General features: G+C 46.1%; 19 protein-coding genes. 9 read left to right on the top strand and 10 right to left on the bottom strand.

Annotated elements, in window-relative coordinates:
* The first annotated feature begins 73 nt into the window (after positions 1–73).
* The 3 genes from ACQ6WK_RS06645 (at position 74) to ACQ6WK_RS06635 (ending at position 1,724) form a co-directional block, all read left to right on the top strand.
* On the top strand, positions 74–601 hold the full coding sequence (locus ACQ6WK_RS06645) for a gamma carbonic anhydrase family protein (RefSeq protein ID WP_432799960.1): 528 nt from the start codon (positions 74–76) through the stop codon (positions 599–601).
* 65 nt (positions 602–666) lie between these two features.
* Positions 667–1,422 (top strand): 1-(5-phosphoribosyl)-5-[(5-phosphoribosylamino)methylideneamino]imidazole-4-carboxamide isomerase, encoded by a 756-nt coding sequence (hisA, locus tag ACQ6WK_RS06640; RefSeq protein ID WP_432799959.1) that lies wholly within the window; start codon positions 667–669, stop codon positions 1,420–1,422.
* A 2-nt stretch (positions 1,423–1,424) separates the two neighbouring features.
* A complete protein-coding gene (locus ACQ6WK_RS06635; RefSeq protein WP_432799958.1) occupies positions 1,425–1,724 on the top strand; it encodes a hypothetical protein in 300 nt (99 codons plus the stop codon).
* A gap of 399 nt (positions 1,725–2,123) precedes the next feature.
* Here the strand turns inward: ACQ6WK_RS06635 and ACQ6WK_RS06630 are convergent, their stop codons facing one another.
* The 3 genes from ACQ6WK_RS06630 to ACQ6WK_RS06620 form a co-directional block, all read right to left on the bottom strand.
* Entirely contained in the window at positions 2,124–4,844 is a 2,721-nt protein-coding gene (locus tag ACQ6WK_RS06630; protein WP_432799957.1) for an FG-GAP-like repeat-containing protein, read from the bottom strand.
* Between the two features lie 32 nt (positions 4,845–4,876).
* Complete coding sequence (locus ACQ6WK_RS06625; protein ID WP_432799956.1) at positions 4,877–5,689, bottom strand: type II secretion system protein; 813 nt, start codon at positions 5,687–5,689, stop codon at positions 4,877–4,879.
* A gap of 71 nt (positions 5,690–5,760) precedes the next feature.
* Positions 5,761–6,879, bottom strand: a complete 1,119-nt coding sequence (locus ACQ6WK_RS06620; RefSeq protein ID WP_432799955.1) for a hypothetical protein — start codon at positions 6,877–6,879, stop codon at positions 5,761–5,763.
* Between the two features lie 241 nt (positions 6,880–7,120).
* On the opposite strand from ACQ6WK_RS06620, the gene ACQ6WK_RS06615 reads away from it, so the two are divergent.
* Positions 7,121–8,137, top strand: a complete 1,017-nt coding sequence (locus ACQ6WK_RS06615) for a LacI family DNA-binding transcriptional regulator (RefSeq protein WP_432799954.1) — start codon at positions 7,121–7,123, stop codon at positions 8,135–8,137.
* Positions 8,138–8,251: 114 nt separating this feature from the next.
* Complete coding sequence (locus ACQ6WK_RS06610) at positions 8,252–8,734, top strand: hypothetical protein (protein ID WP_432799953.1); 483 nt, start codon at positions 8,252–8,254, stop codon at positions 8,732–8,734.
* Positions 8,735–8,841: 107 nt separating this feature from the next.
* On the opposite strand, the gene ACQ6WK_RS06605 is transcribed toward ACQ6WK_RS06610, so the two are convergent.
* Positions 8,842–10,977, bottom strand: coding sequence for a beta-galactosidase (locus ACQ6WK_RS06605; protein ID WP_432799952.1), 2,136 nt, complete (start codon positions 10,975–10,977; stop codon positions 8,842–8,844).
* A gap of 170 nt (positions 10,978–11,147) precedes the next feature.
* Here ACQ6WK_RS06605 and ACQ6WK_RS06600 point away from each other — a divergent pair, with 170 nt between their 5' ends.
* From ACQ6WK_RS06600 to ACQ6WK_RS06585, 4 genes are all read left to right on the top strand, one after another.
* The gene (locus ACQ6WK_RS06600; RefSeq protein WP_432799951.1) at positions 11,148–11,936 is read left to right on the top strand and encodes a GntR family transcriptional regulator; all 789 of its coding nucleotides are present in this window, start codon (positions 11,148–11,150) and stop codon (positions 11,934–11,936) included.
* Positions 11,937–12,041: 105 nt separating this feature from the next.
* Positions 12,042–12,890, top strand: coding sequence for a competence type IV pilus major pilin ComGC (locus ACQ6WK_RS06595; protein WP_432799950.1), 849 nt, complete (start codon positions 12,042–12,044; stop codon positions 12,888–12,890).
* Between the two features lie 56 nt (positions 12,891–12,946).
* On the top strand, positions 12,947–13,780 hold the full coding sequence (locus ACQ6WK_RS06590) for a hypothetical protein (protein ID WP_432799949.1): 834 nt from the start codon (positions 12,947–12,949) through the stop codon (positions 13,778–13,780).
* 93 nt (positions 13,781–13,873) lie between these two features.
* A complete protein-coding gene (locus ACQ6WK_RS06585; RefSeq protein WP_432799948.1) occupies positions 13,874–16,648 on the top strand; it encodes an FG-GAP repeat domain-containing protein in 2,775 nt (924 codons plus the stop codon).
* Between the two features lie 112 nt (positions 16,649–16,760).
* On the opposite strand, the gene ACQ6WK_RS06580 is transcribed toward ACQ6WK_RS06585, so the two are convergent.
* The 6 genes from ACQ6WK_RS06580 to ACQ6WK_RS06555 form a co-directional block, all read right to left on the bottom strand.
* Positions 16,761–17,054 carry a hypothetical protein gene (locus ACQ6WK_RS06580; RefSeq protein ID WP_432799947.1) on the bottom strand — a complete coding sequence of 98 codons (294 nt, stop codon included), beginning with the start codon at positions 17,052–17,054 and terminating at the stop codon, positions 16,761–16,763.
* 484 nt (positions 17,055–17,538) lie between these two features.
* On the bottom strand, positions 17,539–19,137 hold the full coding sequence (locus ACQ6WK_RS06575; protein ID WP_432799946.1) for a sodium:solute symporter family transporter: 1,599 nt from the start codon (positions 19,135–19,137) through the stop codon (positions 17,539–17,541).
* Positions 19,138–19,206: 69 nt separating this feature from the next.
* Complete coding sequence (locus tag ACQ6WK_RS06570) at positions 19,207–20,286, bottom strand: PfkB family carbohydrate kinase (protein ID WP_432799945.1); 1,080 nt, start codon at positions 20,284–20,286, stop codon at positions 19,207–19,209.
* Between the two features lie 18 nt (positions 20,287–20,304).
* Positions 20,305–21,213: a TIM barrel protein gene (locus ACQ6WK_RS06565; RefSeq protein WP_432799944.1), complete on the bottom strand. Its 909-nt coding sequence runs from the start codon at positions 21,211–21,213 to the stop codon at positions 20,305–20,307.
* Positions 21,210–22,022, bottom strand: a complete 813-nt coding sequence (locus ACQ6WK_RS06560) for a M55 family metallopeptidase (RefSeq protein ID WP_432799943.1) — start codon at positions 22,020–22,022, stop codon at positions 21,210–21,212. The genes ACQ6WK_RS06565 and ACQ6WK_RS06560 overlap by 4 nt, the downstream gene beginning before the upstream one ends.
* Entirely contained in the window at positions 22,019–22,471 is a 453-nt protein-coding gene (locus tag ACQ6WK_RS06555) for a YhcH/YjgK/YiaL family protein (protein ID WP_432799942.1), read from the bottom strand. Before ACQ6WK_RS06555 ends, ACQ6WK_RS06560 begins: the two co-directional genes overlap by 4 nt.
* Positions 22,472–22,569 lie beyond the last annotated feature (98 nt).

The following is a 22,569-nucleotide window of genomic DNA, read 5'->3' as shown; positions in this document are numbered from 1 at the left end:
TGCTGAGAACCGCCTCGCAACATCCCGCCGCAGCCGCCATGCAGCTCACCCCCAACCACGCTACAATCTCTCCATGAGTTTCAAGAAATACGACAATGTTTACATCGCTGACACCGCCTGCGTCCTCGGTGAAATCACGCTCTACGAAAACGTCAATATCTGGTACGGCGCCTCCATCCGCGGCGATGTCGCCCCCATCACCATCGGCAAAAACTCCAATGTGCAGGACAACGCCACAATCCACTGCGACGGTGGCTTCCCCAACGTCATAGGTGAATCCGTCACCATCGGGCACAACGCCGTCTGCCACGGCGAATCCATTGGCAACGGTTGCCTCATCGGCATGAACTGTACTATCCTCGGCCACACCAAAATCGGCAACAACTGTATCGTCGCCGCCGGCGCTGTCGTTCCCCCCGGCCTTGTCGTGCCCGACAACATGGTTGTCATGGGCGTCCCTGGCAAGATCATGCGTGAAACCAATGCCGAAGAGCGCGCCTTCATGGAAAAGAATCCCCCGCACTACGTCAAGCTCGCCAAGCTCCATTACGACTGCAAAACAACCGATAAACGCTTTATCACATGGGCTGGCAACATATAACACCAAACTCCAAACGGCCGCTCATACTCTTAATCATTAAAAGCATTAGAAACATAGCCACAAACATGAATCACAACCACAACTCCCAAAACAAATTCCTCTTCCCCGCCATCGACCTTCGCGGTGGCAAAGTCGTCCGACTCCTTCAAGGCGATTACGACAAGCAAACAACCTACGGCGACGACCCGCTCACGCAAGCCAAAATCTTTGAAGACGCTGGCGCCACCTGGCTGCACGTTGTCGACCTTGACGGCGCTCGCTCAGGCAAGATGCAACACATCAAAGAAATCCAAGCCATATGCGAAGGCACCAATCTTAAAGTCGAAGTTGGCGGCGGCATCCGAAACGACGCCTCCATTGATGCACTCCTCCGCGCAGGCGTCACCCGCGCCATCGTCGGTACCGCGGCACTCCGCAATTGGGACTGGTTTGAATCGCTCATGGGCAACCCGACTTACCGCGGCCGCATCGTCCTCGGACTTGATGCGCGTGAAGGTAAGATCGCAGTATCAGGTTGGGAGGAAACCACCGACACCACCGCACTCGATATCGCTCAGAAAGTCTCCGACTGGCCACTCGCTGCCATTGTCTACACCGACATCGCAACCGACGGCACACTCAAAGGCCCGAACGTTGAAGAAACCCGCAAAATGGCCGAAGCCACCCACGTCCCCATCGTCGCATCCGGCGGCGTCGGCACCCTCGAACACCTCCGCGCCCTCCGCACGCTTGATGTTCAAGGCGCCATCATCGGCCGCTCTCTCTATGAAAATGCCTTCACCATCGACGACGCCATCGCCGCCTTCGAAGGAAACGCATAATCATGACCGAACAACCCACGCCAGAAAATCCATTGCAAGCCTACTTTGATTGGCAGGTCACCACCCTCATGCTCGCCTTTGATGTGCATGATCCCATTCCTTACAACGACGAACACGCCGCCACCGCGCGCCGCCAAAAACTCGAACAACTCGTCAGCAGCATCACCCTCGAAGTTGTTCCAGACAAATACAAATCCGATCCCAACATTGATTGGCCGCCCGAGCTGATGCGCACCATCACCCAAGCCACCCTCAAGAAAGCCAACGACATCATCGCTAGCAAACAACCACTTCCACAATAACCCGCCCCAAACGTACAATAATCACACGGTGGTCCGAGTGTGTGACACCTCGTGCCAGCAAATGGAGATGTACCTAAACCCTAACCATCTAGTAAACCTCCACGACTTCAGATACTGAAGGCCGCACGTTCGAACCTTTTTCTCTTATCCCTTTTACTCTTAATACCTTCACTGTTGCATGTCACCATGAAGCAAATTCAACAATAAACACTATCTGTTTTCTTCTGCATCATTCTGTCAACAAGAGAATACGCATTCAAACAAAGTCACATTAAAAAGAAAAGGCTTTTATCGTTTCTATCTTGTGCTCACAATCACTGATATATGCAGGATTGATAATGTGCTTATTACGGATTATTGGAAGCAAACGTTAACCGAGCACTGTTGATATGATCTGATTTACCAAGACAACATATCTCTGCTTAACTCGTAAACTTTACCATCTTCCGCACCAACAACGAGGTCGAGTTGACTGTCATTATCAAGATCGTACATCCACGCTGCGGTGTTGTGTAAGCCGAAGTCGATGTACGATTTGTCTTTGTAGGTGATCGGTCTTGGGCGACTGAAGATCGGGTTTTGACTTGAGCCGATGTTTTCAAGCAGTATAGGTGTGGAGCCGGGCAGGGCATTGGCGGTTTCTTTGTCGAGAAAATACTTGTGGCAACTGCGATTTGATCCCAGAATGACATCCCATTTACCGTCGCCTGTCCAGTCGCCGATACAAATTTTGGTTCTTCCCCAAAAGCCGGCAGGGCCGCATAGACGTATGTTGGTGTTGTCTGAATATTGCAGTTTATGTGTTGTCTTGATTTGAGTACTGCCGAGTGATTGGGGGATAGCGATTGCAAGATCGCCGTCCCAGTCAATGTATAGCAGTGCTGGGTTGGGCTGATTGAGTGTTTTGTATGAAGCAGGGATGATTGCGGGGCGAGTACGCCATGCGGTTGGAAGACGTTTGCTATTTAGGGTCAGTAAGACGGGTGCGTTGAGTTGTGTTTGTGGGCCGTTGCCTTTGTATAGGTAGAGGTTTGACTCGACATCGTTTGTGATGATGTCAAGGTTACCATCATTGTCCCAGTCACCGGTGGTGGGTTGCAAGTAGCCCCATCGTTTTTCGTTCGGTCCTTGAATTGAACCACTGAGACCCGCTTGGTGTTGAATGATTACGTTGTTGGCTGTCATGTTGATTGGCGAATCAAAGGAAAGAGGCTGTGATGTGCCGGGCCAGAAGGTGAGGTACCCAGAAGAATCGCCAATGATGAGGTCAGGATTGCCGTCTTTATTCCAATCCGTTAGGCATGGCACTGCGAGTGTGTCGACAGCGACGTAACCGCCTGACATGAGTACTGGTCCAATCTCCTTGAATTGTCCGACTTGCTTACCTTTTAAGATTGTAATGCGACCGGGATTGCCGTCAATGAGGAGTTCATCCTGCCCGTCGTTGTCTAGGTCGGCATGATTGATTTTCATTGCAAAATAAGTGTGTTTGAGTGTTGTGCCGTTACTGAGAAGTACCTGAGCCTTGCCTGTGTAGAGGTTGTTGTCTTTGAATGAAATTGGGAAAGCGTAAATTTGATCGACACTGCCAGTGCATACGAGGTAGCGTTTGTCTTGGCATTTTAAGATTGTGACCGCGCGTTCGGACTCGCCCGCTCTCCAGCGGAATGGATAGTTGTGTATGCGATCAAAAACAGGTTTGATGTTATGGAAACTAATTGAGCCGTCGGTCATGGAACCTTTGGCCCAGTAGAGAGTTGAGATTCGTTCGCTACCAAGCCACTGGCCAATGGCGTCGTAGCCTTTGTCGGGCCCGACGTTGGGTTGTTCCTTGTCACGCCAAGGGCTTTCGTTGAAAGGCCAATAGGAACCCATTGCGATAACACCATGAATTAAAAGATCGGGTGTGCCATCCAGATCAACGTCATTAAGAGACCAGCCAGATTGCATTTCGTTTCTTGGTAGTGCTTCAGAAAGTGGCGCATTGTCGATGAGGACAGGCATAGGCTCTGAAAAAACAGGCTGGCCGGGTTTGCCGAGGTTATGGTATTGGATGAGATTCCTTTTGCCATGAATGGTGTGATCGCCTCGCGCGATGATATCGAAAAGGCCGTTATTTCGCGGCAGTGCCTCAAATGAGGAACCAAGAAGTTGCGGGAGATGTTGGCCTTTGCCATATACTGGGAATGGTTGGTTATTGATTAATTTTGTTGTTATATGCTTGTAAAGTGCAGGGCGTGAATCCATCCAATTGACGTGGCCGAATGCAACGACATCAAATTTATCTTCGCCTGACCATGGCACGATCATTGATGAAATATGCAACTGATCATTAAATGGATGGAGTGCTTCATTGATGACACGTATTGGTTTGTAGCCATCAGAAGCGAGAATCATTCTTGGTGCGGTTGAGGTAGGTTTGTTATTTTGAAGAAAACCTTTGCCTGCCGTTTTTATGATTTGAGATTCGATGTCTGTCGCGGAGATTGTGTGGTTGAAAATTTTAAGCTCATCAATGTCGCCGACGAGATGACGGCGTTTGCCCATTTGGCCAATCTGATAACATTTCCATGAGGGGCGATGGTGTGTAACTTTGTCATTAATTTCAAGATGATTATTTAAGTAAATTTTGATACGTGAGTTTTGATCATCAACGTAGGCGAGGTGATACCATTTGCCTGTTTGGATTGTTTGTGAGCCATGCAAAACAGTATCTTTCTCGCCATTTTTTGGATGCAAAGCCAAGAGAAGCTTGGTTTTGTGTAAGCGTAGAAAGTAAGCCCATGATTTATCAGTTGATTCAAGCGTGAAGAGCGTTTGCGGACTCGTATCGTTGTATTGACCTACTCCACCGTCAGGGTATTTGTTCACCCTGAACCAAAAGCTGATGCTTACGGGTGAGGAGAGGTCTTTTTTAAAGGAAACAGTTGCGCCTTGCCTGCTTGCGGTTACAGAATGATATTTGCCTGCGATCGGGTTTGATGAACCCGTTCCTGTTTTGTTAAAAGATTCGTTATATATTGTTTTGGCGGATAGTGTAGACGAAATAAATAAGATTGATAATGATGTGAAACTAATGGCGAATAATCGAAAAAATGAATCATTGTGTGAGCAATTCATGCATAAAATCCATCGTTAGAATAAGTAAAGCACTACCACGCAATCGTACCGCGTCTTAGTGCGGAAGTATATCCAGAAACTTCTGGTTCAGAAATATCTTCTTGATCTGGCCCGAGATATAACCCCATCCAAAGGCTTGTGACATCTTCCCAGTTTGCATATTCAGCATGACCATCTGCAAAAGCATAATTTTTGCCACGTTCACTGTTATGCGGTTGATGGTGCAGCCTCCCACTGCCGAAACGCATCCACCCCGTCCACAAATCACCGTCCTGTACCCAATGACTCGGATTTGTTGCATTATAGAAAGGACGTAGTATCGAAAAGTTTCCACGCGTTGGATTATCCATATAAACTACGATACTTTCTGGAGAGCGTATGTAGTCAGCGCGCCAATTGCTTACCACGCCGTTTGCGCAATATGAAATGTCATTGTCCTCATTAGCTGCATATGCTGCTTGCTCCGCATTCTCGTTTGATGGGCACATGTATGCATCTTTTGTATTAGCCAAATATTCAAACGTATTATTTACCCAGTTCTCTTTGTTAATCTGTCCTGTCATGTCTTCACTTGTTGTGAATGGGTTTTTAATCAAGTAGGCAGGATACATTCCTCTTTGATAAGGATAATAGCCATTTTCATGAACTGAATACGCCGTACCGGCAATAGCAATCTGCCTAAGATTTGAAAGGCATTGAGAAGTTTGTGCTGCCATTCTCGCCGTAGCTAGAGCAGGTAGCAATATAGAAATTAGTAAAGTAATAATAGATATGACTACAAGCAACTCAATCAATGTAAAAGCGAAATAATTCGTTTTCTGATGTTTACTAATTAGAAAGGTCATGCGGTAGCTCCAATAAATTTTATTTAAAAGATTGGTACTCTAGTTAAAGTACCAATCCAAATGGTTGATTATTATTTGCGACCACCAAACAAAGGCAATACTGTCAAGCCAAGAATTGCCAACGATCCCGGCTCTGGGATGCTGTTGTATAGCATGTGTTCAGGGGAGAGGACTTGATCTGAGATACGGATATCGTCAATGAGGCCGTCAAAATTGCGGTAATGATATGCATCTCCGTTTGTATTCTCAGCAAGTGAAACACCAGTTAGAATAGCGCGATTTTCATCCCCCAATGCCGCTTTGCTAAAATCTAAGCCGCTTGATGACATCGTTTTTGAATTTGTAAACATATCACCGCTATCCATATCTCTCAATGAGATGTTAATCTTGTTTGATGCATCTCTTGTTACGCCAAACCAATACCACTTGTCTGCCGACAGCGATGTTGTATTAATGTTGATGTTTTCTGCAGATGTCCCATTGGAAATAGTTTCCTCATAATCTAATCGGAACGTAGGATCGCCGCCCACTTCTGCTGCAGCATAGCGACGAACGCGAATCGTGTACTTGTGGTTGGATGCATTTTCGTAATCTGTGTAATCGAGAATGGTATACATATTGGTTTTCGACCCCGAGCCCGGCAACGAATCTAGCTTGAAAAACCCCTCGATGGTAAAAACATTAAGATTTAAATTGTCAAAGTAAGTATCACTCGTCCATCCCGATGAACCATGAGTCCCGGTGTTTGCTGTATTGTTCACAACAGCAGAATATTTCCAGGCATTACCTTTGATGCCTTCTGCCCACTGTGGATCTTTACTATCTGAACCAGACGAAATGCCACGTTTCATTTGGTAGTTGTGAAGTGTATTGATGCTATTTGTGCGCTGGTCATTGGGTTGCCCGCCACTGATTGCGGGTTCATCAAATGTCCAATACGCAATTGGATCGGCATTGGCGAATGTAACACTGCTTAGTGCTACAAACGTAGCCAATAAACTAATCATCTTTTGTTTATGCGACATAGTTTCCTCCAAGTTTATAAATATGACCGTAAAGAAAGACAGAAATATGACATCATGTAAGGCTTCGAGAGTGCAACAACATTTTGAGCAAATCCTGGCCAGGCAGCCCGATATTAATTCAATTTGCCAACAGGTCAAGAAATTTCCGTAAAATAATGGAAACATTTTTTAAGATTTCCGAAGTATACAGAGCTGGCAAGCAGATGTTCTTGCCAGATCATGCCTTGTTCTACGCCAAGATCGGGCTTTTTATGCTTAAATTCGCTAAATATTAATCTGTAGCTATTGAAAGCCCCGCTTAAAACACATGTTGAGTCTCAGTTTTCCGGATGTAAATTTCTTGTAATTTTCGGAAAAAATAAGAAAATAAATTGACTGCCAGCTTAACAGGAGTTAGTATTTTGTCATGTCCTTACTTCAAGTAGCAGAATTAGCAGGTGTGTCCCCAGCGACTGTCTCAAAAGTCGTCAACAATTACCCTTCGGTATCGAAGGCAAATATTGACCGCGTGCGTGAAGCCATGCGACAGTTGCAATATCAGCCGAGTGCACGTAAAAGATCAAGCTCCTCGAAGATATCCAAACTACCTGTTGCGGTTTTGATCGTTCACACAGATATGTTTCATCATTACGCATCGACATGCTCATTAATGATGAGTGGCGTTGAAGAAGCATTGCGTGATCGTGACTTGGATTTGATCGTGGCGCATGTAGCAAAAGCGAAAGACCTGCCATTGGCTGTATCAAACAGGCAGATCAGTGGCCTTGTCCTGATCGGGCATGATCCAAGCAGTGATGTTATAGGAAAAATAGAAGGTATCCCAACAGTCTGGCTTACTTCTCATCATGATGTTAAGGGTGACATGATGCTGGCGGGCAATGAATCAGTGGGGCGGCTTGCCGCAGAGTACCTCATTGATCGTAGACACAACAATCTTGCAGTGCTAAATATTCTTCCTTCAAATCCTGCGATCAAATTGCGTATTGATTATTTTAATTTTGTCGCATCATCCGCAAATTGCCAAGTCAAAACATATTTATCTAATCAAACAAAAATGCAACGGCTCCACAATGGCTTGGATTTGTATTTACTCGAAAATCTCGTCTCTGAAGTTGTGGATCAATACCTCGCAGAGCCAGGTTGTGCCACAGGCTTGTTCGTGCCGCACGATATGATTGTTGCAATGGTATACCGCGTTTTGGAGAAGCGTGGCATTAAGCCTAATGATCAGTTAGAGATCATTGGTTGCGATGATGAAAAGGCCGCTTTAATAGGCTTGTATCCAAGACCTGCCACGATTCATATTGGCGCAAAACTAATGGGGCAACGTGCTGTAGAGCAGTTGTTCTGGCGCATCGGCAACCGCGTTGAGCAACAACGTGTACGCGTGATGGTTGAACCGGAATTAGTGCCAGGAGATTAATGACCAAAACCGACAATGCCTGTTGTGAATTTTTGGGGTGGGAATACAAACATACATTTACCGTCGATTGAGCCACTTGAGTACCTGCCTTGCATTAGTGGCTTGAGCTATCTTATGGAGAGAACAGTGGCAATTTGCAACGTGATTCTCGATATCGATATGGGGAACGATATTGATGATGTTTTGGCATTGGCGATGCTGAATAATTATCATCACCTGGGCTGTTGTAAGTTACCTGGCATTGCCATCAGCAAAGACAATGAATTATCGCTAATATTTACAGATGTTATCAATACTTTCTACGGCAACACCCAAATCCAAATCGGCATAGTTGAAAACGGTTTCACACCAAACGAGCGAACATACTTGAGACCGATCATTGCGGCGAGATACAAAAAAGGCGAACGGTATACCAGATCCCATTCGGAGTATGATGATGCGGTACAGATGTTGAGAAGGGCATTATCTAAAGTAGATGACAAAAGCGTTGCATTGATAATGATTGGCTTTTCAACAAATATTGCAAAACTATTGGATAGCGACGCCGACAGCAGCAGCTCACTTAACGGCATGCAACTGGTTGAAATCAGGACGTAGACCAGAAAACTCACGGCTCCTGCAACCATGAGGCAAACCTCAGCTGCTTTTTGCATGCCTTTTTAATAAAACGCGCCAAGACTATTTATCTATGGTAAATAGTTTGTCTATGTTTCAGCCATCACCTCCGCGCCACGCATCAGCTTAATGACCGCATAGCTCCATGGCTTCATATCTATTGAATACACCTTGTCTACGTCTACCAGATTCAAGTTACTAAAGCCTCCTATAGTTTCATCCATCTTAAATTTGACAGTTTGAGGTTCGGAATAATTAACGGCAAGTGCGTGGAGGTTTTTGCCAATCCAACCAATACGAACTGAGCATCCATGAGCATTAGGATTCAATACTGATATTGGCGTAGAAACTGCGGACCAGTCAAGTAGATGTGATACTAAATTAATTAATCTCTCAGGGTTTTCTTGCCATGTTGGCCATGATATTGAACTTCCGACTAAGCCAATTTTTCCATATCCTAATGAAGTTACAATGGCACAGTCTTCTTGTTTGGAATCAGTTTCGTTTATATATGACAAAGTATATTCGTAATGATCAAAGCACACAGGGAGTGGGTCATTATTGCTCAGCATCCTCGCGGGTATCTCTCGGCTAGTTGATGAACTTGCACGATAAAACCGAACGTCAATATTCAATCCCTTCAGCAACGGCCATTCGGATGCCTCTCGCACGAATGTGTCTTCTCCAAATCGGCCGGGGGCGCCTTCAACCCAGACTACGCCACCTTGTTCCGCAAACCTACGAAGCTTGGCTGCGACCTTATCTGATAGCATGCTTGAATCCGGAACAATGACCAGCTTTAATTTGCCATAGTTATCCATTCGATCGATATGCTCATCATCCAGTAGCACATAAGGCTGCTGCAATGCCTCCAATGCGCGTAAATACGATAGCGTATACTGCGGTGCATCATAATAACCCGGAGCGTACTCACGCGATCTCATCCAATTGATCCAGTAAGAATCACGCTGAAAAACAACGCCAACCTCCGGTGGTAACGGCCTGAACCCGTTGTTCGCAATCCCCGTCTCTTTAAGTTTTTCTACACTCGATTGAATTGCTTTTAACCGGGCGTCCGCAAAGCCATCCGGCGATGTAACACCAAACCCACCAGATTCCAAGCCAAACATTTCGGGCCGCCAGCACCAGAAAATGGCGGCCTCCAAACCACGTGACACTGCGAGCCACACCCACGCCTGTTGCCGATCCGCATCAAGTGGCTGTGTTGATCGACCTGCTGTGATCGTTGGCCCACCCTGCAATTCGCTCAGTAAGCACGGTACGTTGCCCGCTGCGCTGGCCGAAGCTTCGTAACGAATGGTAATGTCGATAGGTGAGACCGGCTCTCCTCCCGTCATGTCAGGAAACAAACTCAAGCCATAAAAATCACCCTTCGCTACGTCCCAATCAATCCCCCTCGCAAACAAATCTTCCTTCAACGCAACGCCGCCACAAGCCGAAGGCAAGCTTGTATGCGAGCCAACCATGTGCGTATCGTCTCCACGTTTGAGCGCCGCCAAACGCCAATCAATCATCTCTTCGTTTCGCTGATTTAGCCAACCTAAAAAATCATGCATCTCCGGATAGCAACTCGCCTGCTTCGGCGCCAGCCGCACATCCTCCCAATCGCAATACCGCCTGCCCCATGCTCGACCCAAACCATCCAGCCCGCCATACTTTTCTTTCAAGAACCCCCGAAAACGCTTCGTCGAATGTTCGCAGCAACAAACTGTACCATCCACACCATTACGCCAACGATTTTCATTCCAAACATCCCAAGCCTTCAAATTCGATCGGCCTCCAAAATGCTTTCCGCAAGCCTCAAGAAAATCTTCCATCCGTTTTCGCACACTAGGGTGGTCCGAGCACCCACCTGGAACCGCGCCACTCAAACACTCCAGTCGAGGCCCGTTCACCGCTTTGTTCCCCATCACATCAACTATTTGCGCATCAGGCTCTGCCCGTGCCATCCAAAACGGATTAAGCTCCGGCAAAACCGACAAGATCACCTCCAAGCCATTCGCCGCCGCCAAATCAAAAAGCCGATCGTAATCATCAAACACATATTCACCTTCCTGCGGCTCGCACCATCCCCAAACCACCCAGCAAACAATCGCATCAATCCCTACCTCCCGAATCTCACGCAGATCCTGCTCCCATGCTCCATCCCTAGGAAACGGTGGGCGGTAGTACTGAGTTCCCAAAAAAAAACGCTTAGATCTCATAACTATTGATCCTTAAATTAGTAATTGCGATCTAATAAAATATACCAACATTGTTGACATGTCAACAATGTTGGTATAAAATTCACCTGTCACAGAGTGGAGTAATCAGTAATGTATAATGTAAATCAAGGTAAAATTACTGACATGTTTGTAGGATCGTAGGACTTAACATGACCGCAGCAATATCAAAACTCAACAACATAAAACTACGAGATCAAGCTTACGCTTACATCTGCAATCAATTTGCGGAAGGCAAGCTTCACGTCGGTAGCCAGCTTTCAATTGGTACGCTTGCCAAAGAAATGGGTATCAGCCGCACGCCCGTTTCCGAAGCACTCCTAAGAATGCAACTCGAAAACAAAGTGGAACAAGTGCCCAGAGGCGGCACAATCGTTCGTAAACCCTCCGCAAGGGAAATCGCAGAACTCTATCAGCTACGTGAACTCGTTGAAGGCCATGCCGCCGCACACGCCGCCCAAACCTTTACACCAGAAGATTTTGCGCTTCTCGATACAATCCTTGATCAAATCAAAAACGTTTGCATCGCCATGAGAAACGCCAACCAAACCGAACTCGACGCTGAAGAAATCAGAAAGTACCTCGCCGCAGACCTCGCATTTCACGCCGCCATACTTCGCGGCACGGACAACCGCTGGATGCGCAAAGCCATCGAAGACGCACAAGCATTCTTACTCATTTGCTGCTCCAGACGACACGAAAAACACACACTCAAAACCATGATCGACATCTACCGTTGGCATGGCAGAATCAGAAACGCCATCAAACGCCAAGATCCCAATGCTGCCCGCGATTTGATGCAAAAACACATACGAATTAGTTGCGAGGGAGCCGTGAAGTTTCTCGCTGAACATGAAGAAGACAGCGACAAACTTGAATACGATTTTACCTCGCTCATGCCACAAGGTTTTGATGCACTTGGGAAGAATCAGAAGCCGTAAACCGTTTTGGCCTGTGAATAGTGAACCAGAAAGAACAAGGCGTTTACTCGCCTTGGCGCGATTATATAACCCAACAATCACACGTTTATTATCAAAGATTCTTACATGCAACAAAATCCATTTAAGGAATTTGGAATGTTTCATCGCCGAACACATCAAAAATCCAAAAAAGCATTTACACTTATAGAATTGTTAGTTGTTATATCTATAATTGCTTTGCTAATTAGTATTCTTTTACCCGCGCTTTCTGCAGCACGTGAAACTGCAAAGAATGTCCAATGTCTTTCAAATCTGAAGCAGCTTGCGACAGCCATGATCGCTTATGAAGTCGACAATAAAAGATTGCCGCTGAATTATTCAGAATTACGCTACATCAAGAACCCTACAGCGATCAGTTCTGCCTACAACGGTGAATTAATAGCAGATACCTATGGCAACGACCTGCGGCCGCTCTATACGCCTTACATCGATCCCAACTTCATGACCTGCCCATTCCTCGAACCATATGACAAAGACATCGACAGTATCCCATTAGGTTCGACACGCATCTACGTCGACTACTTCTTTACTTATGGCTACTATTTCAACCGTCATAACACCCTATGGGACAAGCCAAACTTCTGGAGCAACACCGCCCAAAACTGGCGTATCGACGACCATAAAACCAACACACTCGTCGGTGACCGCCTTTATTTCGACGGTACAACCATCAAAGCAAATCACATCGGTAGCTCACACGGCTATGAGTCTCTTTACCGCTCCTCTGCACCCGGATCTTATGTTGCAAGTATGTATGTCAAGTTCACCCCTATCGATTTGCGCGATGAAATCTTTGCCAACTACGCATCAACCGATGGTTCTGCCGCAACCTATAAAGGCGACGATGAAACGCTTTTCGACGCCCCCGTCCCTAACGCCGAAGTACGCAGTTATCGTATGCCTTCATTGAACTAATCAAGTTATGTCAATCCAGCAATTTAACATCAACATTTACTTAGGAGGTCAAAAAGATGATCCATCGCAGACTCAAATGTTCAGCTATGATTGCCTGCACTGCCATGTGTGTATGCTTAACCAGTTATGCAACCGCAGGTGTCATTGTCAGTGAATCATTCGAATATAATACCGGAACCGTTTATACGAAGAACGGCGGCATTGGTTGGGGGGGAGCATGGTCCGGCCCAACAAATAACTCTACCTCACTCGTTGTAGATCAAAATCCGGTTACTCCTCCCGCATCCTACGGATCGCCTGTCGGCAATCACGTTCTTATCACTGCGAACGGCCACACAGGTCGCATCGAAAGATCGCTTGCTTCTGCAATTGACCTCAACCCCACGCAAACCACAACCTACTACATGAGTATGCTCTTTCGACGCGACGACAATGCGCCAACCAATGGTAGTGAAAATTCAACATTCTTTCGGCTCGAAAACTCATCTAATTCGACTCTCGTCTACGTTGGCCAATCAAGTAGCGAAGCCGTTGAGGTCAAAATTGGCAACGATAAAGTAACCGCAGCCAGCGGAACGGTCGGTGTTGGTGTCGATACTTTACTTGTGATGAAACTTACACTTTCCCCATCCGGCCAGAATGACACGCTGCAGGCATCTCTTTTTACAACTGACCCGGTGACGGAGTCTTGGCAATATTCGGCTACTGATGATGCTTCAGGCACGATTGTACAATTTGCCATTGGACAGCCACGATTTGCAGAGCAATTGGCCGTTGACGAAATCCGCATCGGCACGACTTTTGACGATGTTACTTCAATCCCGGAGCCCGCGGCTCTATCACTTTTCAGCGTTGGATTACTGTTTCTATCAAAACGCGCAAACCATTAAACTAACCTGAACAACAACACCTCGCCTTCACCTACCAAACCGTACGTGAAGGCTTTTCTTCCACACTATTAGCTCGCATCGGATTCAACTTCCATGATTAACTTCAGAACAGCCAACCATCTTCTTACTCTCACTATATCATTCGCCCTTTTTCTCGCCACCACTCACAACGGTAGTGCAGATATCGTCGCATTCGATCTTTTCAACGATGTCGACACCACCATAAACAACCACGGCAATATCGAACAGAACGGCTGGGCATCAAGCTGGTCGAGCAAGAGTCTGCGCCTCCGCAATAACAAACTATTCGGCCAAGGTACCACCTCACGCCGCTTGATCTGCCAAGTTGACTTCGACCTCGATGCACAGTGGTTCTTCAAGATCAACATGAAACGATCCGGCGCATCCGGCCCTTCAAGTTTCTGCGCCTTCCGCCTCACCAATAAAGATCGAAAAGTCGACCGCATCCCCATGATCATCGGCATCAACAGTACCGGCCGCTACTATGCAACCGCAGGATCACCACAAAACCAAGTTGTTCAGTTCGGCAAATACCAACAAGACCAAAACATCACATTCATCGCTCGCCTGATCACTCGCCGCAACCAGAAAGACGAACTTGCCGTCTGGGTCTTCCCTGCGAACAGCCGCCTCCCCCATTCATTAAACGCCAAGCCACACATGCGCAAGCAGTTCGATTACAGCAACAAATCTAACGCACTCGAACTTGCCACCGGCAACGCACAAAAACTCGCCGCCACATTTGACAACCTCATTATCGGTGAAATATGGCAAGACATGCTGCAAGCAAACCCAAAGCCATTCACCTTCAAACACAAATACAAAAAGTTCAAACAACTCACCGTCACCAACAACAGCACACACCCGCTTCACAACCTCTGGGGCAACACAAGCCTCATCAAATGGGATGACCAAAACTGGCAAGTCTACCACAGTACCTACTCCTCTTCATGGACACCGCGCACAAAAATTCTTTACACTCAAGCCTCCCCCGATCAAATCAGTAAAGCAAAACCTATGCCCGATTACAACGCACCCACCTTCGACAGTGGTCGCCCATTCAACAAGCTCCGTGATGCACGCTACCAAATGATCGTCCGCCCTGACGGCAAGCACGACATGATCGAACTCAGCACACTCAAATACCTCCCCATCACAACACCACAACCCGACGCCGAAAAAATGTACGCCGGTTCATACGACACACTCACGCAATCACTACCCAAAGACGTACTCAGTAAATTCATCGGCGACATCGATGGCGACAACATCAACGACCTCATCCTTTGTCGCCGCCGTGACATCAAATGGAAATACTGGGTCGAATCTGCTTCACCCTGGCGACGCAACCGACAACCCATGATGGGCCCAGACCGCGATCCCATCGTCAATGAAAACATTCGTGGCTACGACATCCAAGGCAATTGGCTCGGCTCTCGTATCACATACGAAATCCTCTGGGCAAAAGGATCACGCACCAACAACAAACTTTCCTTCGGTAAAATCAAACCCATCTATCAAGGCCGCGACGACTTCCCACTGCAATGGCGTAACTTCGCCGCATCAATCTCCGCCGCCGTCCTAAATCACAACAACAAACGCTATCTCATCATCGCATCCGCTGTAGACAAAGTCCTAGCCGCACCAATCCTCGACACCAACGATCACCAGATCCACGTCGGTCGCAGCATCTCACTCATCTCACCAAACAGCAAGCCTTACACCCTCAATCAGGACCAGATCTACGCCGTGGTCGACATCGACAACGACAACCACGACGACGTTATCCTCGGCTCAGGCGGCAGCGGCTTCATCACCGTTCTCAAAGGCAACACCGTCGGACAATTCACCGCGCATCCTCTCCAAATGATCGGTGGGCCAATCACCGCCGCAACTCTCGCCACTCCAACACTCGGCGACTGGACGAACGACGGCAAAGATGATCTCATCATCGGTGACGGCCAAGGACTCTTCACACTCTACCCCGGCACTGACAACCCGCTCATCTTTAACGGCTGCATCACACTCAAAAACACCAACAACAAGATAATCCGCCACACCGGCACGCGCAATATCCAAGGCCCGCAAGAAATCGGATGGGGATACACCAAGCCGCAAATGTTCGACTGGGACAACGACGGCCAACTCGACCTCATCACCAACGACAACACCGCAACATTCAAACTCTTCAAACGCACAAGCACCAACAATCCCGCCATCGTTGACGACACAAAAATATTCACCACCAATGGCCACAAGCTCCCCGTCGCATGGCGATCAAGACCCACCGTCATCCCCGGCAAGTACCGCATCGCCGGTGACAACCGCCCCGTCCTTCTCTACCTCGACATCGATCAAAACATCACCTTCGGCATCCCCGAATCAATCGGCAATACCAACATGATCAAAACATTCCACCCAACATACACCGACGGCAGCACAATCCAAACCGCATGGTATGGTGGGCTCTCCGGCAGAACATCTTTCAGCGTCATCGACTGGGATCAAGACGGCAAATGGGACATCCTCTTTGATGCACAAGGTGAAAACACAACGCGCTTCTACAAAAAATCAATCGACATGAAACAATGGGGCTACCTTAAAACCCACTCACCCTTCTGGCTACGCAACGTCGGCACAAACAATCAACCAATCTTTGAAAAAGCAAGACGCATCCGACACGCCGACGGATCAATCATGCGCACCGAAATCCACGGCCTCAACGTTTGCCCCGCGGATTTAGATAAAGACGGACAAGCGTTGGATTTGGTGTTTGGCGATGGCCCAGGATCATTGTTCTACGTGATGCGTGACGAATTGTCGTGGGATGAAGAACCTTCGCCATAACACTCATATGGCCAACATAATATTTGAATATTGTTAATTTTCTAAAATCATCTCATTGGTATTTTGGGCCGACCCCGGCCATCCGTCGCGTTTCCGTTTTCGTCGTACTTCTTCACCAGCTTTTTGACACTTCATCACCAGTCAGGCCGCCTTTGTTGTATTTGTTGCGGACACTGGAGACACGATCAAACACTGCTGAGTCTCTACCAGGGAACTCGGCTTTCATCGCTGCGGTGATTTGTGCGTCGGCCATACAGTCTTTCTTGGCTACGTAAGCGTTCTGCCGAAACAGCTTCACCCAGTATTCTTGGATGCCGAGGCCGGTCGTTTTACCTCTGGGACGACCCTTGACACCTCCCGGTCTGCGAGCAGTTTTCTTCTTCGTCACCTTCTGGATGGTGGTCACCTTTACATCCGAAAACAAAAAGCGGCCGCACTCTTGCAGGCCACAGGTAATCCAATTGGTTGAAAACCTTGCACTGTTTTTCGCAAAGATCCGCCCCCATCAACTACACGCGATATGAATCAGCTTGGTCGAAACCGGCTCAAAGCAAAGGTTTGGTGTAAAAGAGGCGAAGCGGTAGCCGCTATCCTCCACCAGTTTGCGTACAGTACAAACACAGTGACCTACTATCTAACCGTTAGATAGACGGCAAGCGAGCAGGCCTCACTGCGCGCAAACGGAGGTGAAAGGGCGCGTTTTTCCCCGTTTTTCTGCGCTTCAAATGTCAGTCAGTGTGCTCGAAAGTGTCGTAACCTGCAGTGAGAAATGGGTTTGACGAACCGGTCAGAGCACCCGTTCCGGAACCGAAGGTCAGAGGTTCGAGCCCTCTCATCCGCATTCACGTAATGTCAGTTTCGGTTTCATTCTACAGTGGCAACTGTGCGGTTTACTTAGAAATATACGTGGCAGGTTTAGATTCTAGTTTTGCATCTTCTCTGATAGACATGATCGAAAGATTGGTGATGTTTTTAGAATTTTTCCACTTGAAGATCGTGTTGAAGATGATAGCAATTGAAAACAGCTCTAAATTCAACAGTGAACCAAACCAAAATTTATTGGGTAGATAGTTAGCAATTATCGAGAATTTCTCTTGGCCATATGAAGAGTCAAAGAACAGCCAGATGCAAGCAGTAAATACTGTACAAATCGTTGCTGTGATAGCAGCTTTGTTTCCAATCGTTCTAGTTAGTAATCCAAGCATGAATAGTGCAAAGATACCCGCCGTTAAGACTTGCGTCATGATTGATTGAAGATCTTGAATGGTCTTCGTGCGGCCCCAATGGATCATCAATGCAAAAACGATCATAATAATACCAAAAAATACTGAAGCCCATCGCCCCCACTTGAGACCATAGGATGGATTGTCTGATTTTTTGTCGGTTATTTTGAAGATGTCGTTGGTAACGGTTGATGCACACGCATTGATACTGGAATCTAAACTTGAAGTTGCTGCCGCAATTAATCCCGCAACGACAAAACCAGCCAAGCCGGTAGGAACTTCAGTTAGGACAAAGAACGGCAATACCTTTTCTGGCTCTTTAGCAACCTCATCAATTAGAGGATTAGGATTGAATTTATAAAACACGAAGATTGCGGTACCAATGAAGGCAAAATAAACCCATACTGGAATCACGGTGACAAATGAAACCAGCATTGCTTTTTTTGCTTCCTTCGTTGTTTTAGGAGCGATGTAGCGTTGAACAGTTGTTTGCTCGGTACACCAAAGTGCATTTAGGATGGCTGGCATCAATAGCATCCATACAGTTTCTTTATTAAATGAAAATTCAAAAAGTTCAGCAGGCATTAGTTTTCCTTCGGTGTGAGCAACGGAAAAAATTTCTCCAAGTCCACCGGGAATATTCATAATGACAATCGGTAAGCAGATCAGGCCTCCGATCATTAATGCTAGACCCTGAATAAGATCGGTCCATATAACTGCTTCCAAACCACCGGCAATGGTGTAAGCCGCAACCGCGATGCCAAGTAGAATGATAACCCATTCCATGGTAATGGTTGCGCCAAGTTTGGGGCCAAGCATCACATGTACTGCCAGCGATACCGTGTACATGACAAGCCCAAGTCTTGCGATCTGCATAAGAATATAACCCACCGCAGCATAGTAACGGGCCCATATCCCAAATCGTTTTTCAAGATACTCATAGGCGGAAGTCATGTTTGATCTTCTAAAGACAGGCATGAATATAAACATACCGAGCATAATGGCGCATATGAACATGAGTGATGATGGCATGTACCGCCAGTCCTTGGCATAAGCAAATCCAGGGGCCGCCATAAATGTCATCGAGCTAATGAGTGTTGCCATCAATGAAAAGCCAACAACCCAACCAGGCATACTACGACCGGCAAGAAAATAACTTTCAGCCGACTTATTGCGTCTTGAACAATAGAAGCCAATGACTACACAGACCGCTAGAAAAACAAGAATAACAATGAGATCTATTGGCCGGAGGAGTGCGCTTTCCATATGTAACCCTTCGTTCGAGTTAAATGCTAAAAAGCACGCAGCCAAATTAATGAGTGCGTGCATATATAATTATCTTGCGATTTCACGTGATTTACCAACACGACGGAAGTATTCTTCAGCCCGCCATTGTGGACCAAGATCACTTACTGTTTTTTGAGCCACGACACTCATACGATTACCAAGGTTGAGACCGTTCTGAACACGTTCGTCAAATGTTGCTGTATCAGTTATCTCACCATGCTCTGTAACACCAATATAACCACCTATGATACCAGCCGAGCAGCTATCTCCAGCACCAAAGCGATCTAATACAACATAATCAAGCTGCTCGCCGAAAATAAATGTTTCGCCATTAAGCAGGGCAACTGTTGTCCACTCACCGCGTTCATTAGTAATGCGCTTGCGTACTGTCATGATGAGTAGCGGCACGTTGTGATTAAATTTCCTATCAAGCATTTTCAATATCTTTTGACTGCATTTAATCAGCTCTCCCATTGGTTGGTCATCATCAAAACCAGCATCAATATCAAAAACAACACGGGCATCGGTTTCCGTGATAATGATAGATGTAAAAAGCTTTTCGTTGATCATGTTCATGAGTGCATCATGAGCTTGAGTTGGCGACCATAGTTTATTTCGATAATTAATATCGATAAACGTCGGTACATTATGTTTCTGAGCTTCTTTCAAAGCAATCTGTGAGTTTTTTAAGCAGTTTTCACTTAGCGCTATTGTAATACCTGATATAAAGAATGCATCTGCGCCCTCAAGTGATTGAAAGTCAAATTCACCTGACTTAGCTTTGGCGAATGCGGAGTAAGCACGATCGTAACCACCTTCAGCAGTGATAGGTCCCAAACCTTGTTCTACAAAACACAAGCCATTTCGGTCATCTTGTGTCCATATGACAGAATCCATACCGATGGAATGCTTTTGCATATCCATACGAAATTGTCTGCCCATTAAGTCATCTTTCATCTTGGTGACGAAGTGTGTTTTAATGCCGTTTGCCAATCCACCGACTTTTGCTAGCACGTTCGCTTCTGAACCGCCACCAAGGATACGGTAATCATTTGTATCACCCCAACCCTCAAAACCTATAGGGCGTATGGCGCCAACTATCTCACCAAATGCAACTACTTTCTTCATCTTAAATGAATCCTTTTGTTAATTAATTGCTTGTTTCCAAGCTTGAATCGTTTTGTTGTAATACTGATCGAGTGCCTCAACATAGTCGTCGTCGGGCAGGGGGCGAATTTCTATACTGACCGAACCTTGTGATTTTTTTGAAAAATATCCACTGTTTATCCCAATACGAAAAACTTCCGCTATTTCTTCAACATCATACTCACCATCCTCAATACCAAATGGCACGTGCTTGTCACCAAACAAGGGATGAGATTGGTCATGTAAAATACAGTTACCAAGATGAATATGTGCCAGGCAAGATTCTGTGTCAGTCAATGCTTGAGTAAGTGTTTCATGCATGAGCGGCACGTGGCACATATCAACCATGCTGGCCATGTTTGGGCATCCTCGCTGATGAACTTGGCGGCAAATATCAACTGCTTCTTGTGATGAACCAATCAACTTCTTTTTAGACATGTCCCAATCAGTCGGTTCAATCATGATGAGCATCTCAGGTGCAGATTGACATAGTTCGACATAAAAATCGACCAAAAGCTCAAAAGCTTTATTACGTTGCGTAATATTATTAGGGCCGCTGTTGGTAATTAGTTTTTTTGCACCGATCGCTTTCGCGCGTACAAGTTCATCCATATAAACTGAAAGCGTATATTCTCTTTTATCTTTATCCATAGATGCTGGGGCTAAAGATGGCCTACCAGATCGATTGCCACAGTTATAATAAATATGTTTGTTTGATTGAAGAAGCATATCAATTGTTTTTGTACGATATGGCTCATCTTCTGGAACCCACATATCCAATATGTCAAAACGTTCATCTTCAACAATTGCTTTCAATGTTTCATAATGGGCCCGGCTATTCCCCTCTATATCCTTAGCACAAAGCAGGTGATGATTAACACCTAATTTCATATAGTTATTCGGATTCATGGCAAACTCTTTTTAACTTCATCTTGAATATGCAAATATTTTGACCAGACCTCAGTGACCGTTTCGCCTTGAAGGTAAAATGTTTTCGAGTTTTCTATAAAGCAGTCGCAATATTTTTTTTGAAGTTGATTAGTGTAATCTGAACGGACAAGATCAATTTCTAGTTGTATGGGGCCGTTAATTTTTAATGGCTTGACATCTGGGGGATTGAGCATGATATTTTGTGCAGCAGCACGAATCATTTTGACAGATTTCGTTGCTGAATAGCATTCTGCTTCATTCTCACCAAATGATTTTTTAACACTGACTGTACGAACATGCGGTATATGTGATTTAGCTTCTTCAGTTCCCGCTGAATCACCTGTAACAAGCCAAACTGGAACATCAAAATCAGCAACTACAGCCGCTTCCATTGCGATTTCACCAACCGACTGTCCGTTTAAACGTATATCAAGGTTTTTACGAGAGTAGGAATGCGGAAGTAGCGCGCCGGATACGCCCGATTTGGCATGAAAGCCGACCATCACCATAGCATCGAATGAGCTATCGATTCCCCCCCAACTTGGTGTGTAATGTGGCTTGCCACAGATGACACTAACATTCTCAGGTAACATTGCGACATTAACATTTCGGCCGTTGGTATGTTCATCATAAATAATTATCTCAGTAGCACCGCCTGCTTGCAGACCTTCAATACATGCAAGCAAATCATTCATTAGCATTGCCCGGCCAAGCTCCGAGTTCTCAGCTTCCTTATAGGTTGTAATGCCAGTTACACCTTCAACATCGGATCGGATCATTACTTTCATATTTTTACTTTCATGCAAACTTTACACACGTCTACTGGCTCGTCGACACAGCAATTCGGTCGATGCTTGTCTTGTGGGTAATACACAACAAACCATCCTGGCTCTAAATGGATCGATGAGAATTTGGCTGGTGGATGAAGCTTGATGACATCTTTAACCTCATCAAAATCGCTAATTGGTGATAGTGTTTTTCCAGTTGCAACATCATGACGTTCACTTCCATCAAGCATGACTTGTACATCAATGTACTTTTGATGAGATTCAAACTGCCGTTCTTTAGGAGGTTGTGTTTTATATGATTGGACTTTAGCAATTAGATCATCGCCGTTAATTTTATGATCACCTGCAGGCATCTCAATAGCTTTAACGCTTGCGATACGAATTGCTTTATAACGCGGGTGGCTTGGATCAAAGTACTGTTCGGCATTTTCAATGCCGTCGTGGATCACTGTGGGGCTCCAGAAATAATATTTGTAAAAATAGATGCACGAGCATTTTGGCCGCGTAGTTCAGTGTGTATTTATCAACTAGCGTTTTGCTATATACA

This window comes from Poriferisphaera sp. WC338 (genome assembly GCF_050931845.1).
Classification (GTDB): domain Bacteria; phylum Planctomycetota; class Phycisphaerae; order Phycisphaerales; family Phycisphaeraceae; genus Poriferisphaera.
Note: the sequence above shows the minus strand (reverse complement) of the source record. Positions and strands in the feature narration are given on the sequence as shown.

Coding starts and splice junctions, on each gene's coding strand:
- ACQ6WK_RS06645 (WP_432799960.1), top strand. CDS start 74: ATGAGTTTCAAGAAATACGACAATGTTTACATCGCTGACACCGCCTGC.
- hisA (WP_432799959.1), top strand. CDS start 667: ATGAATCACAACCACAACTCCCAAAACAAATTCCTCTTCCCCGCCATC.
- ACQ6WK_RS06635 (WP_432799958.1), top strand. CDS start 1,425: ATGACCGAACAACCCACGCCAGAAAATCCATTGCAAGCCTACTTTGAT.
- ACQ6WK_RS06630 (WP_432799957.1), bottom strand. CDS start 4,844: ATGAATTGCTCACACAATGATTCATTTTTTCGATTATTCGCCATTAGT.
- ACQ6WK_RS06625 (WP_432799956.1), bottom strand. CDS start 5,689: ATGACCTTTCTAATTAGTAAACATCAGAAAACGAATTATTTCGCTTTT.
- ACQ6WK_RS06620 (WP_432799955.1), bottom strand. CDS start 6,879: ATGTTTCCATTATTTTACGGAAATTTCTTGACCTGTTGGCAAATTGAA.
- ACQ6WK_RS06615 (WP_432799954.1), top strand. CDS start 7,121: ATGTCCTTACTTCAAGTAGCAGAATTAGCAGGTGTGTCCCCAGCGACT.
- ACQ6WK_RS06610 (WP_432799953.1), top strand. CDS start 8,252: ATGGAGAGAACAGTGGCAATTTGCAACGTGATTCTCGATATCGATATG.
- ACQ6WK_RS06605 (WP_432799952.1), bottom strand. CDS start 10,977: ATGAGATCTAAGCGTTTTTTTTTGGGAACTCAGTACTACCGCCCACCG.
- ACQ6WK_RS06600 (WP_432799951.1), top strand. CDS start 11,148: ATGACCGCAGCAATATCAAAACTCAACAACATAAAACTACGAGATCAA.
- ACQ6WK_RS06595 (WP_432799950.1), top strand. CDS start 12,042: ATGCAACAAAATCCATTTAAGGAATTTGGAATGTTTCATCGCCGAACA.
- ACQ6WK_RS06590 (WP_432799949.1), top strand. CDS start 12,947: ATGATCCATCGCAGACTCAAATGTTCAGCTATGATTGCCTGCACTGCC.
- ACQ6WK_RS06585 (WP_432799948.1), top strand. CDS start 13,874: ATGATTAACTTCAGAACAGCCAACCATCTTCTTACTCTCACTATATCA.
- ACQ6WK_RS06575 (WP_432799946.1), bottom strand. CDS start 19,137: ATGGAAAGCGCACTCCTCCGGCCAATAGATCTCATTGTTATTCTTGTT.
- ACQ6WK_RS06570 (WP_432799945.1), bottom strand. CDS start 20,286: ATGAAGAAAGTAGTTGCATTTGGTGAGATAGTTGGCGCCATACGCCCT.
- ACQ6WK_RS06565 (WP_432799944.1), bottom strand. CDS start 21,213: ATGAATCCGAATAACTATATGAAATTAGGTGTTAATCATCACCTGCTT.
- ACQ6WK_RS06560 (WP_432799943.1), bottom strand. CDS start 22,022: ATGAAAGTAATGATCCGATCCGATGTTGAAGGTGTAACTGGCATTACA.